Origin of the sequence: Pseudomonas karstica (assembly GCF_009707515.1) — a bacterium.
Classification (GTDB): domain Bacteria; phylum Pseudomonadota; class Gammaproteobacteria; order Pseudomonadales; family Pseudomonadaceae; genus Aquipseudomonas; species Aquipseudomonas karstica.
Map to the genome: position 1 here is coordinate 171,196 of NZ_WLYI01000004.1, position 13,312 is coordinate 184,507.

Annotated in this window: 11 protein-coding genes; 6 read left to right on the forward strand and 5 right to left on the reverse strand. The window is 61.1% G+C overall.

Annotated features, from left to right (window positions below):
* Window positions 1-22: 22 nt before the first annotated feature.
* From pyrR to gshB, 5 genes are all read right to left on the reverse strand, one after another.
* Window positions 23-529 (reverse strand): bifunctional pyr operon transcriptional regulator/uracil phosphoribosyltransferase PyrR, encoded by a 507-nt coding sequence (gene pyrR / locus GIR22_RS04805; protein ID WP_154742207.1) that lies wholly within the window; start codon window positions 527-529, stop codon window positions 23-25.
* An 82-nt stretch (window positions 530-611) separates the two neighbouring features.
* On the reverse strand, window positions 612-1,049 hold the full coding sequence (gene ruvX, locus GIR22_RS04810; protein ID WP_154742208.1) for a Holliday junction resolvase RuvX: 438 nt from the start codon (window positions 1,047-1,049) through the stop codon (window positions 612-614).
* On the reverse strand, window positions 1,049-1,618 hold the full coding sequence (locus GIR22_RS04815; protein ID WP_154742209.1) for a YqgE/AlgH family protein: 570 nt from the start codon (window positions 1,616-1,618) through the stop codon (window positions 1,049-1,051). Before GIR22_RS04815 ends, ruvX begins: the two co-directional genes overlap by 1 nt.
* Before the next feature lie 207 nt (window positions 1,619-1,825).
* Window positions 1,826-2,725 (reverse strand): energy transducer TonB, encoded by a 900-nt coding sequence (locus tag GIR22_RS04820; protein WP_154742210.1) that lies wholly within the window; start codon window positions 2,723-2,725, stop codon window positions 1,826-1,828.
* Window positions 2,726-2,820: 95 nt separating this feature from the next.
* Window positions 2,821-3,792, reverse strand: coding sequence for a glutathione synthase (gene gshB, locus GIR22_RS04825; RefSeq protein WP_154742211.1), 972 nt, complete (start codon window positions 3,790-3,792; stop codon window positions 2,821-2,823).
* Window positions 3,793-4,019: 227 nt separating this feature from the next.
* Between gshB and pilG the strand changes: the two genes are divergently transcribed.
* From pilG to GIR22_RS04855, 6 genes are read left to right on the forward strand one after another with little or no spacing between them, the layout of a single operon-like run.
* Window positions 4,020-4,427: a twitching motility response regulator PilG gene (pilG, locus tag GIR22_RS04830; RefSeq protein ID WP_154742212.1), complete on the forward strand. Its 408-nt coding sequence runs from the start codon at window positions 4,020-4,022 to the stop codon at window positions 4,425-4,427.
* Window positions 4,428-4,474: 47 nt separating this feature from the next.
* Complete coding sequence (gene pilH, locus GIR22_RS04835) at window positions 4,475-4,846, forward strand: twitching motility response regulator PilH (RefSeq protein WP_154742213.1); 372 nt, start codon at window positions 4,475-4,477, stop codon at window positions 4,844-4,846.
* Between the two features lie 12 nt (window positions 4,847-4,858).
* Window positions 4,859-5,398 carry a chemotaxis protein CheW gene (locus GIR22_RS04840; protein ID WP_154742214.1) on the forward strand — a complete coding sequence of 180 codons (540 nt, stop codon included), beginning with the start codon at window positions 4,859-4,861 and terminating at the stop codon, window positions 5,396-5,398.
* A complete protein-coding gene (locus GIR22_RS04845) occupies window positions 5,395-7,434 on the forward strand; it encodes a methyl-accepting chemotaxis protein (RefSeq protein ID WP_154742215.1) in 2,040 nt (679 codons plus the stop codon). The genes GIR22_RS04840 and GIR22_RS04845 overlap by 4 nt, the downstream gene beginning before the upstream one ends.
* 51 nt (window positions 7,435-7,485) lie before the next feature.
* A complete protein-coding gene (locus tag GIR22_RS04850; RefSeq protein ID WP_154742216.1) occupies window positions 7,486-12,855 on the forward strand; it encodes an Hpt domain-containing protein in 5,370 nt (1,789 codons plus the stop codon).
* Window positions 12,848-13,303 (forward strand): chemotaxis protein CheW, encoded by a 456-nt coding sequence (locus GIR22_RS04855; RefSeq protein WP_154742217.1) that lies wholly within the window; start codon window positions 12,848-12,850, stop codon window positions 13,301-13,303. Before GIR22_RS04850 ends, GIR22_RS04855 begins: the two co-directional genes overlap by 8 nt.
* Window positions 13,304-13,312 lie beyond the last annotated feature (9 nt).

Here is a 13,312-nt window from a genome sequence, read left to right on the forward strand (position 1 = left end):
CGGGGACTCTTTACAAGGCGGTTTAAAGGGCGAGGTCTTGCAGTTCGAGTTCGAGCGGCGTGGGACCGGACAATTTTACCCGTTGGGTGGCTTCCAGCGACAGGGTGGCGCCCACCACGTCCGGGCTGATGGGCAGTTCGCCCGCGTCCAGGTCCAGCAGGCACACCAGGGTAATGCTGGCCGGGCGGCCGTAGTCGAACAGTTCGTTCATGGCAGCGCGGATCGTGCGGCCACTCATCAGCACGTCATCGATCAGTACCAGGTGCTGGCCTTCGATTTCGAAGGGCAGGGCCGAAGGGCGCACTTGTGGGTGCAGGCCGTTCTGGCTGAAATCGTCGCGGTAGAAGGACACGTCCAGGGTGCCCAGGGGCGAATCGCTGCCCAGTTCTTCCAGTAACGCCTGGGCCACCCAGATGCCGCCGGTGCGGATGCCGATAAATCGCGGCTCGCTGATGGCTCGGTGTTCCAGATGGGCCTTGAGACGTAACGCCATCTGGCTGATCAGTTCGGCGGGATTGGGCAGGCTCATGGTGGCTCCTTCAGGGCCTTGCGCAGCGTGGGGCTGGCAAGGTCCGGGCTCAAATGTAAGAAGGCGCGGCAAGCCGCGTCAGTCAGGATTCAAATAAAGCGGTGTTTTCATCCAGCCAACCCTGCAACAGCAAGGCGGCGGCGATGGCATCTACCGGATGGTCGCGGTAGCTGCCTTTCTGCCCACCCTGTGCTCGCCGTTCGCCCTTGGCCTCGAAAGTGGTCAGGCGTTCGTCGTGAGTATAGAAGGGCAGGTTGTAGCGGCCGTTGAGGCGCCGGGCGAACTTTTCGGCCCGCAGGCACATCTCGCTCGGGGTGCCATCCATGTTCAACGGCAGGCCAACCACCACGGCGTCGGGTTTCCATTCCTTGATCAGGGCTTCCACCTGGTTCCAGTCGGGTACGCCATTCTGGGCTTTCAAGGTGCACAGCTCGCGAGCCTGCCCAGTGATCACCTGGCCGACGGCGACGCCGATCTGTTTGGTGCCGTAGTCAAAGCCGAGGACCAGGCGCAAGGCCATCAGGCGTGCCCCGCCTGGCTGGTCAACAGGCTGAGGTTGACGCCCAGCCGCGCCGCTGCGGCAGTAAGGCGCAGTTCACTGGCGGTGTTGAACAGGATGTCGGCATCAAACGGGCAGGTCAGCCAGGCGTTGTCGGCCAATTCTGCTTCCAGTTGACCGGCTTCCCAGCCGGCATAACCCAGGGTAATCAGGTTCTGCTTGGGCCCGACGCCATCGGCAATGGCGAACAGCACGTCCTGGGAAGTGGACAGGGACAGCCCGTCCAGATCCACCGTTGCCTGGAACGTGGGGCCGCTGGGATGCAGCACAAAACCCCGGTCAGTCTGCACCGGGCCGCCGATGTAGATCGGCACGTCCTGGCAGTTGGCTGGCGGCTCGATCTCCGGGCGCAATTGCTCGAGGATATCGGCCAGGTTCAGTTCCTGTGGACGGTTGACCACCAGGCCCATGGCGCCATTGGCTGTGTGCTCGACGATATAGGTCAAGGTCTGCACAAAGTTCGGGTCGGCCATATGGGGCATGGCGATCAGGAATTGGTGCTTGAGGTAGGTCGGGCTGACATTTTTCATGTCGGCTAGTGTGGCGCTGGAGGGGCGAACTGACAAGCTGGGGATGTGTAGGAAATTGTTTGAGTGTGATCGTTCTGGCTACACGCCTTGCGCAAGGCTTGAGTCGTACGCATATGGCGGGACGCGGAGCATCCCAGGAGGCATTCCCACGCGGAGCATGGGAACGAGCAGGCCGCAAGATATCGACATTCATCAGGTTGCATTCGATCAGTTGCTGGAAAGGCGGTCGCCCTTGGCAAACTTCCAGGTGCGGATGATTTCCAGGCGGTCGATGTCTGACAGGTCCCCGGTAAAGGGGGCGAACGGTGCGGCCAGGCGCACGATGCGTTGTGCTGCCTGGTCCAGCAACGGCTGGCCGGACGACTCCAGCACCAGCACCTCATATAACGAACCATCGCGGTTGATCGACACCAGTAGCCGCAAGTTGCCGTAGATCTGCTGGCGGCGGGCGTCGTCCGGGTAGTTGAGGTTGCCGATGCGTTCAACCTTCTTGCGCCATTCGTCCTTATACCAGGCACCCTTGTCGCGCATGGTGGACGCGGCGTTCAGGCGATAAATCCGAGGACGCTTGGCGTAGAGCTGCTGCTCGTTGGCCAACTCCGCTTCCAGGCTGGCGATTTCACTGGAGAGCTGGGAACTGTCAAAGGTGGGGGGGGACGTCTTCGGTGCGGGCTCGGTCTTGACCTTTTCCCGCCGGGTAATGGTCTTTTGCGGTTTGGGCGCTGTGGTCGCGACGGCTGCCTTGGGCGCTGCCTGCTTGACCTCGGGCTTGGGCACTGGCGGTGGCGTGACCTTATTGACCTTGTTGTCCTGGAACGGTGCGACTTCTGTGGTCTTGGGCACCGCTTTCTTGTCCAGGGTGCCGCTGCCTTGTTGATTGTCCTGGGCGAGAAAGTCAGCCTTTTCCGGCTTTTTTTCGCTCTTGAAGGTGGCGAGGGTGATTTCCAGGGTTTTGCTGATCTGCTTGGGTTCGGCGAAGGTGAAACCCAGGCCGAGGATCAGCGCCAGGTGAATCAACGCCGCAATAAACAGGGTAAATCCGAGCCGATCAGCCGGGCGCACGCCGCTGTGGGAGAGTTCTGGGGGCAGATCGGAGGGGAGTGACATATAAAACCAACATCGCGTGTTTCAAGGTTCGGCATGATAACGCAATGTTGGTTTTTAGCTTCAAGTGACAAGTTACAAGCTTTAGGTGACGCGCTTCAAACTTGCGGCTTGGCGCTTGAGGTCTCTAACTTCGCTTCAATCGCGGCCATCAGCATTTCGCCGATATTGGTGCCAAACGCATTGTCAATCTCGCGGATGCAGGTCGGGCTAGTGACGTTGATTTCCGTAAGGTGCTCGCCAATTACGTCAAGGCCTACAAACAGCAGGCCTTTTTCCCGCAGGGTCGGGCCGACTTGTGCAGCAATCCAATGGTCTTTGTCGGTCAATGGACGCGCTTCGCCACGACCACCGGCCGCCAGGTTGCCTCGGGTCTCGCCGGCGGCGGGGATGCGTGCCAGGCAATATGGCACTGGCTCGCCGTCGATCATCAGGATGCGCTTGTCGCCGTCCTTGATTGCCGGCAGGTAGGCCTGGCCCATGATCTGCTGGGCGCCGAGGGCCGTCAGGGTTTCCAGGATCACCGACAGGTTCGGATCGCCGGCGCGGTGACGGAAGATCGAGGTGCCGCCCATGCCGTCCAGCGGCTTGAGGATCACATCCCCGTGCTTGGCGGCAAACTCGCGCAGCACGTCGGCGCGGCGGCTGACCACGGTCGGCGGGGTGCACTGCGGGAATAGGGTGGCGAACAGCTTTTCATTGCAGTCGCGCAGGCTCTGGGGTTTGTTGACGATCAGCACGCCGGCACGCTCGGCCTGCTCCAACAGATAGGTGGAGTAGACGAACTCCATGTCGAAAGGCGGGTCCTTGCGCATCAGGATCACGTCCAGGTCACTCAGCGGGCTGTCGATCTCGTCGGCAAGCTCGAACCACTTCTCAGGGTTGGCAAACACTTGCAAGGGACGCATCCGGGCCCGTGCCTCACCGTCGCCCTGGTAAAGATCGCGCTGCTCCATATAGAACAACGTCCAACCGCGGGCCTGGGCGGCCAGCAGCATGGCCAGCGAGCTATCCTTTTTATAGGAAATGCTGGCGATAGGGTCCATGACAATGCCAACGCGAACGCTCATGGGGGATTTCCTCTAGCAAATAAGGGCGCATAAAAGTGGCGTCAGAGTGGCGCTGAGACTGTTGTGGGTCAAGGAAAAACCACCTTGCCGGTCGGCCGATAGATTGCCTTCCCAGTCTGTGCTAAAAAGGCTGCCATGGCGTATCAGCCCTTGAATCGCAAGGGTTTGGCGTCGACCCTATGCACACACACCGAAAACCGATTCGCTGTGGCGATGGTAGAGCAGATATGGAACAGCAACCCAACGCCTTGAAAGTGATGGTAATCGACGATTCGAAAACGATTCGCCGCACCGCCGAAACACTGTTGAAGAACGTGGGGTGCGAAGTCATCACGGCCATTGACGGTTTCGATGCCCTGGCCAGGATCGTTGACCATCATCCGCACATTATCTTCGTCGACATCATGATGCCGCGCCTGGACGGTTATCAGACCTGCGCCCTGGTCAAGAACAACCCGGCGTTCAAGTCGATACCGGTGATCATGCTGTCCTCCAAGGACGGCCTGTTCGACAAGGCCAAGGGCCGCATCGTGGGCGTAGATCAGTTTTTGACCAAACCTTTCAGCAAGGAAGAACTGCTGAGTGCGATCAAGGCGTATGTGCCGGGTTTCGCCGCAGTAGAACAAGCACATTGACGGCAAGCCTCTGAGCGCTTGCGTCTACCAATGTAGTGGGGAAAACCATGGCACGTGTTCTGATCGTCGACGATTCGCCGACTGAAATGTACAAACTGACCGGCATGCTGGAAAAGCACGGCCACCAGGTCCTCAAGGCCGAGAACGGTGCTGATGGCGTGGCCCTGGCCTCCCTGGAGAAGCCTGATGCCGTATTGATGGATATCGTCATGCCAGGCCTGAACGGCTTTCAGGCCACTCGCCAGTTGAGCAAGCACACTGACCCGAGCATCAGTTCGATCCCGATCATCATCATCACCACCAAGGATCAGGAAACCGACAAGATCTGGGGCGAACGCCAGGGCGCGAAAGACTACCTGACCAAACCCGTGGACGAAGACACCCTGATTGCCACCCTGAACAAGGTGTTGGTGGGCTGACGGCAGGTTCCCATGACCGAGTCGCAAACCGCCTTCGAGTTGTTGCTGGACATCGACCGCCGCTGCCGTCTGTTGGCTGCCGACCTGCCCTCCCAGGAAGCCCGGGTGCAAAGCTGGAGCGGCATCGGCTTTCGACTGGGCGATCATTGGTACGTGGCGCCCATGGGCGAAATCGCCGAAGTCCTCCACGAGCCGCGTTGCACGTTGATTCCCGGGGTCAAGCCGTGGGTCAAGGGTGTGGCCAACCTGCGCGGGCGGCTGTTGCCGGTGATGGATCTGCGCGGGTTCCTCTGTCACGAACTGTCGACGCCGCGCAAACAACGGCGAGTATTGGTCGTGGAGTATCAGGACGTATTTGTCGGCCTGTTGGTGGATGAGGTGGTGGGGATGCAGCATTTTGCCCAAGAGTTGCAGGTACGCACTGTGCTAACGTCGGACGAAACCGCCAGCGCCTCCTTTATCCAGGGCCAGTTCAATGGCGATCCGGTGTGGCAGATCTTCAGCCCCTTCGCCCTGGTCCAGGCCCCAGGCTTCATGGACGTCAACCCATGACCAGCATCACCACCCCCAAGCCGCGGGAAGCCTCTCGCAGCCGCTCGCAGATCATCGTGCTGTTTATCGCGCTGATCGTCTTCATCATGTTGTTGTTCGCCAACTTCGCGTACCTCAACACCCAATCTACCTATGATAAGCAGTACATCAGCCACGCCGGTGAGTTGCGGGTGCTGTCCCAGCGTATCGCCAAGAATGCCACGGAAGCCGCGGCGGGCAAGTCTGCCGCGTTCAAGCTGTTGGGGGAGGCGCGCAACGATTTTTCCCAGCGCTGGGGCTACCTGAAAAAAGGCGACCCGGCCACCGGGCTGCCGGCGGCGCCCCACGTGTTGCGTACGCAAATGCGCGCGGTGCAGACCGACTGGGAAGCGCTGCTGAAAGACACCGACGCGATTCTGGCCAGCGAGCAGACCGTGCTGTCCCTGCATCAAGTGGCCGCTACCTTGGCCGAAACCGTGCCGCAATTGCAGGTCGAATCGGAGCGGGTCGTGGACATCCTCCTGCAAGGAGGCGCCCCCGCCAGCCAGGTAGCGCTGGCCCAGCGCCAGTCGTTGCTGGCCGAGCGTATCCTGGGTGCGGTGAATACCGTACTTGCCGGCGATGAGACCGCCGTGCAGGCCGCCGATGCCTTTGGTCGCGACGCCAACCGCTTCGGCGAGGTGCTCAACGGCATGCTCCAGGGCAATGCCGGGCTGCGCATCAGCCAGGTCGAAGACCACGACGCCCGCGCTCGCCTGGCGGAGATTTCCGAGCTGTTCGAGTTTGTCTCAGGCTCCGTGGATGAAATCCTCGAAACCTCGCCGCAACTGTTCCAGGTACGTGCCTCGGCGAGCAATATTTTCAGCCTGTCACAAACCCTGCTTGATGAAGCCTCGCACCTGGCCACCGGTTTTGAAAACCTGGCCGATGGTCGCAGCTTCGACGCCATCGGCGGTTACGTATTGGGCTTGCTGGCCCTGGCCTCGATCATCCTGATTGGCCTGGTGATGGTCCGCGAGACCAACCGCCAGTTGCGGGAAACCGCCGAAAAGAACGAGCGCAATCAAAATGCGATCATGCGCTTGCTGGACGAAATCGAAGACCTGGCAGATGGCGACCTGACGGTCACAGCCTCGGTGACCGAAGACTTCACCGGCACCATCGCCGACTCCATCAACTATTCCGTGGACCAACTGCGGGATCTGGTTGCCACCATCAACCTCACCGCCGGCCAAGTGGCCGGCGCTGTGCAAGATACCCAGGCCACCGCCATGCACCTGGCCCAGGCTTCGGAACACCAGGCCCAGCAGATCGCTGAAGCCTCCACCGCGATCAACCAGATGGTGCAGTCCATTGACCAGGTCTCGGCCAACGCCGCCGAATCCTCGGCTGTGGCCGAGCGCTCGGTGGAAATTGCCAACAAGGGTAATGAGGTGGTGCACAACACCATCCATGGGATGGACAACATCCGCGAACAGATCCAGGACACCGCCAAGCGCATCAAGCGCCTGGGGGAGTCGTCCCAGGAAATTGGCGACATCGTCAGCCTGATCGACGACATCGCCGACCAGACCAACATTCTTGCCCTTAACGCCGCGATACAGGCCAGCATGGCCGGTGATGCCGGGCGGGGCTTTGCGGTGGTGGCCGATGAAGTGCAACGGCTGGCCGAGCGTTCTTCGGCCGCCACCCGGCAAATCGAGACCCTGGTACGGGCGATCCAGGCCGACACCAACGAGGCCGTCATTTCTATGGAACAGACCACCACCGAAGTGGTGCGGGGGGCGCGGCTGGCCCAGGACGCCGGGGTGGCGCTGGAAGAGATCGAAGGTGTGTCCAAGACGTTGGCAGCGTTGATCCAGAGTATCTCCAATGCGGCGCAACAACAGACCTCGTCAGCCGGTCAGATTTCCTTGACCATGAACGTCATCCAGCAGATCACCAGCCAGACGTCGTCGGGTTCCACGGCGACTGCAGAAAGCATCGGCAACCTGGCGAAAATGGCCAGCCAATTGCGGCGTTCGGTGTCGGGGTTCACCTTGCCGCCACCCTTGTAGGAGCGAGGGGGAATCACCTTCATCAGCTAATGAATTCAAACGGGAGCAGTTATGGTTGACCGGCACGACTACGTCGCCCTCGAATGGGTCAAAGACGAAATCGCCGAAACTCTGAAGCAGGCTCGTTCGGCGCTGGACGCCTTCATCGATGATGCGAGCAGGGACGCGATTGACCTGTGCCTTGAGTGCGTCCATCAGGTCCATGGCAGCCTGTTGATGGTCGAGTTCTATGGCGCGGCGCTGCTGGCCGAAGAAATCGAACACCTGGTGTTGGCGTTGCAGGCCGGGCGTGTCAGCCAGCGCGACGAGGGCTTGCGCCTGTTGCAGCAAGCCCTCGGACAACTTCCGCTGTACCTGGACCGCGTCCACAGCGCCCGCCGCGACCTGCCGTTGGTGGTATTGCCGCTGCTCAACGATCTGCGCAGCGCGCGGGGTGAAAGCCTGCTCTCGGAAACCAGCCTGTTCAGCCCGCAGTTGCTGGTGGTGCCTGCGCTGCCCGACGACATCTTGGCCCAGCGCACGCCGGACGATTTTCCCGAGCTGCTGCGCCAATGGCGGCATATGTTGCAACAGGCCCTGGCCGGGCTGTTACGAGAAGAGCATGGCCCCAGCAACCTGGACGATATGGCGCGGCTCTTCGCCCAGCTCGAAGCCCTGTGCCAAGGCGCACCATTGCTGGCGCTGTGGCAAGTGACCTCGGCACTGGTGGAGGGCATGTTCACGGGAGTCATCGCCAACAGCCCGGCCCTGCGCAGCTTGCTCAAGGCCTGTGACAAGGAACTCAAGCGCCTGCAGGCCCAGGGTATTGGCGGCATCAACCAGCCGGCACCCGATGAGTTGCTCAAAAGCCTGCTGTTCTACATCGCCAAAGTCACCCGTCCGACACCGCGCATGCAAAGCCTGAAAGAACGTTATGGCCTCGACGAAGCACTGCCCGATAGCGCCGTGGTGGATGCCGAGCGCGCCCGCCTGGCCGGCCCCGACCGCGATGCCATGGGCTCGGTGCTCGGCGCGCTCTGCGAGGAGTTGGTGCGGGTCAAGGAGCGCCTGGACCTGTTCGTGCGCAGCGACCGCCAGCACGCCAGCGAACTCGACAGCCTCCTGGCACCCCTGCGGCAAATCGCCGATACCCTGGCGGTACTGGGATTCGGCCAGCCGCGCAAAGTGATCATCGACCAACTGGCGGTGGTGCTAGGCCTGGCCCAAGGGCTGCGTGAACCCAATGATGCGGTGTTGATGGATGTGGCTGGAGCCTTGCTTTACGTCGAGGCGACATTGGCCGGAATGGTCGGCACCGTCGAGCCGGAGCGCCGCGAAGAAAGCCGTCTGCCCACCACTGACCTGACCCAGATCCACCAGCTTGTCATCAGGGAATCATGCCAGTGCCTCAAGCAGGCCAAAGAGCTGATCATCGACTGTATAGAAGCCCAGTGGGACCGACAGCGCCTGGAGTCGCTGCCCGAATTGCTGACACAGGTACGCGGCGCCTTGGCGATGATCCCATTGCCCCGTGCGGCGAACCTGATGCGCGGTTGCAATGATTATGTCGACGAGCAGTTGATGGTCAACGCGACGGCGCCTTCACCAACACAGCTCGCGCATTTTGCCGATGTGCTCACCGCACTTGAGTACTACCTGGAACGCATGCTGCTGGATCATGACGCCCCTGGCGAACGAGTGCTGGACGTGGCCACCCAGGGCTTGGAGGCACTGGGTTACTTGCCGGCCGAACCGTCCTGGCGTCAGGAACTGCCGTCTCTCGTAGAGGAAAATACGGACGATGAGCTGCGGGACGTGGTCCTCGAAGAAACCGAGGAAGCCCCGTCGGTCCTGGACCCGCTGTTGCTGGACATTTTTCGCCACGAAGCCCTGAGCCATCTCGACAGCCTCAATCATTTTCTGTGCCAGGCCACCGAACATATCCCCCTGCAAGTCAGTGATGAATTGCAACGGGCCCTGCATACCCTGAAGGGCAGTGCCTACATGGCCGGTGTATTGCCCATCGCTGAGCTGGCGCGACCGCTGGATCAACTGACCCGTGAATACAAGGCCCATCGCCTGCCACTGGGCCTGGATGAGATCCAATTGCTACGGGAAGCCCAAGTGCTGTTCCAGCGTGGCGTGGGTCAGTTGGACTGTACCCCGGACGCCCCGATCAGCGGCGCACAGGCTTTGATCGAGCGCACGCAAGACCGCTTGGATAACCAACTGGAAGCGCTGCTCAACGCGCCCACTACGGGCCTTCGGATCAAGCACGATCCACCACTGATCGCCAGCTTCCTGGCCCAGGGCATGGATATCCTGTTGGACGCAGAAAGCCTGCTGCGCCGCTGGCAGCAGCACTCCGGTGAGCGCCAGGAACTCAGTGCGCTGCTGGATGAATTGACCACCCTGGGCGAGGGCGCGCACCTGGCCGACCTGCACCCGATGGACGAGCTTTGCGAAGCCTTGCTTGACCTCTATGGTGCGGTGGAGGAGAGCAGCCTGGCGGTCAGTGAGCGGTTTTTTCATGAGGCCGAACAGGCCCATGAGGCGCTGATCAGCATGCTTGATCAACTGGCCGCAGGACAGGAGATCAGCGTTGCGCCGGCGCGGGTGCGAGCATTGCGCGAGTTGCTGGGTGAAGGTCTCGAACCGTCCGCCACAGGCCTGATCAAGAGCGATGGCAGCCGGGCCCTGAGCATCAGCGAGCTGGGAGAAGCCACCGCACAATTGAGGCAAGAGACGGCGGTGGATGACGACATTGTCGAGATATTCCTTGAGGAAGCGGTAGACATCCTCGACAGCGCCGGGCAGTCCCTCAAGCGTTGGCTGTTGGATCCCGGCAGCCCGGCGCCGCTGTCGTCCTTGCAACGGGACTTGCACACCCTCAAGGGTGGCGCGCGCATGGCCAAAATCGGCCCAGTGGGTGACTTGGCGCTGGAACTGGAAACTCTTTACGAAGGGTTGGTGGACCGTCGCTACAGCTATTCCAACGGGCTGGCGCAGGCCTTGATGGCCAGCCACGAGGAACTGGCGCTGCAGTTGGAGCAACTGCAGCACCAGCAACCGCTAAGCGATTCGAGCGAGTTGATCAGCCACCTGCGCGAACTGCGCCACACTACCGGGCAAGTTGCGCCGCCCGTGTCGCCCGAGGCCACGGGCAGCGATCCTGAACTGCTGGAGATTTTCCTCGAAGAAGCCGCCGACATTCTCGATAGCTCCAGTGCCGCTCTAGTGCGCTGGCAGGCTGAACCTTCGAGTCGTCAGGAAGTGGAAACCCTGCTGCGGGACCTGCATACCCTCAAGGGCGGCGCGCGGATGGTCGAGATCGGCCCCATCGGCGACTTGGCTCATGAGCTGGAGTTTCTCTACGAAGGCCTGTCGACGGGTTTACTGGCGCCGTCTGCGGAATTGTTTGCGCTGTTGCAAGGTTGTCACGACCGGCTGGCACAGATGGTCGATGCGGTGGTGGCGGGGATGCCGGTCGGTTCCGTCGAGCGCTTGATCGAACGCATCAAGAGCCTGGTCCACCCCAGCGAGGTTCAGGTCGCACCCACAGGGCTTGCCGGGGCGAAAACCGAGGCTGCACCGGTCAATGATCCGGCCGCCGACATGGTGAAAATCTCCGCCGAGCTGCTGGACGACCTGGTCAACCTGGCCGGGGAAACCTCGAACTTTCGGGGGCGTATCGAACAGCAAGTCAACGATGCACGCATCGCTCTCAACGAGGTAGAAACCACCATCGAACGGATGCGTGACCAGTTGCGGCGCCTTGATACCGAAACCCAGGGTCGCATCCTCAGCCGCCAGCAGGCGGAGGCTGAGCGCCTGGGCTATGAAGAATTCGACCCGCTGGAAATGGATCGCCATTCGCAGTTGCAGCAGTTGTCGCGGGCTTTGTTCGAATCGGCCTCTGACCTGCTGGATCTCAAGGAAACCCTCGAGCTCCGCAACCAGGACGCCCACACCCTGCTACAGCAGCAGGCACGGATCAATACTGAATTGCAGGAAGGCCTGATGCGTACGCGCATGGTGCCGTTCGAGCGCATGCTGCCGCGACTCAAGCGCATCGTGCGGCAAGTGGCGGAGGAGTTGGGCAAAGACGTTGAGTTTGTGGTGGGCAATGCCGAAGGGGAGATGGACCGTAATGTCCTTGAGCGTATGGTCGCCCCCCTGGAACATATGCTGCGCAACGCCGTCGACCATGGCCTGGAGTCTCGTGAAGTGCGGTTGGCGGCGGGCAAGCCTTCAAGGGGGCGGATCAGCCTGGACCTGACTCATGAAGGTGGCGACATCGTTTTCGACATGCGCGACGACGGCGCTGGCGTGCCCCTGGATGCGGTGCGGCGCAAGGCGCTCAAGCGGGGCTTGCTGGACCCCGACCTGGAGATCAGTGACCGCGATGTGCTCCAGTTCATCTTGCAGCCGGGCTTTTCCACCGCCGAAAAAATCACCCAGATATCTGGGCGTGGCGTGGGTATGGATGTGGTGCATGAGGAAGTGCGCCAGCTTGGTGGTTCGATGGTCATCGACTCCACGCCCGGTGTGGGCGTGCACTTTCGCATTCGCTTGCCGTTCACCGTATCGGTCAACCGGGCGCTGATGGTGCAGTGTGCGGATGATCAGTACGCGATCCCGCTGAACACCATCGAGGGCCTGGTGCGGGTGCTGCCCAACGAGCTGGAGGGGCACTACCAGCTGGATCCGCCCCAGTATGAATACGCCGGGCAACGTTACGAACTGTATTACCTGGGCGAACTGCTGCACACCGTCGCTCGCCCGAAATTACTGGGCCAGAGCTTAGCGCTGCCGGTACTGCTGGTGCACTGCAACGAGCGGCGCATCGCCGTCCAGGTGGACGCCATGGCCGGCACCCGCGAGATTGTGGTCAAGGGGCTTGGTCCGCAATTTGCCGGGGTCCAGGGCTTGACCGGAGCGACCATTCTCGGAGATGGCCGGGTAGTGCTGATTATCGACCTGCTGGCCCACTTGCGGGCGCTGCAACCAGCTGTGCCCAAGCGTGTGGTGAGTTCGCCGACCAGCGTCAACGACCCCCAACAACAGCGCTCGCTGCTGGTGCTGGTGGTGGACGATTCGGTCACTGTACGCAAGGTTACCAGCCGCCTGCTGGAGCGTAACGGGATGAGTGTCATCACTGCCAAGGATGGCCTGGATGCCATCGCCGTCCTTGAAGAACACACCCCGGACCTGATGCTGCTGGACATCGAAATGCCGCGCATGGATGGTTTTGAAGTCGCGATCCAGGTACGCAACGATCCGCGCCTCAAAGCGCTGCCGATCATTATGATCACCTCCCGCAGCGGTCAGAAACACCGCGACCGCGCCATGGCCATCGGCGTCAACGACTACCTCGGCAAGCCGTATCAGGAGTCGGTGTTGTTGGAAAGCATCGCCTACTGGAGCACGCTTCATGCTTGACCATAGCGCCAGTCAACTGACCGGGTTGTTGTTGCCCTTGGCTGACCGCCTGCTGCTGTTGCCCAACGTCGCAGTGGCCGAATTGATCGACTTTCAACGCGGCGAGCCGGCCAGTGATGCGCCGCCGTGGTACCTGCGACAGATCATATGGCGGGATCGGCAATTGCCATTGATCAGTTTCGAGGCGACGTGTGGTAGTACGAGCGTGGTGGGGGAGCGGGCGCGGATCGTGGTGCTCAATACCCTGGGCGGGCGGGCGACGTTGAAATTTATTGCGCTGGTGATCCAGGATATTCCGCGCTCTTACAAAGTCGATAGCCAGTTGAGTTATGTGGATGTGCCGCTGTGCACACTGGAGCTGGCGGCGGTGCAAGTGGGCGAACATGTGGCAAAGGTACCGGACTTGATGGGGTTGGAAGCGTTGTTGGTAGAGTCTGGGCTGGCTTAGGAGACAGTC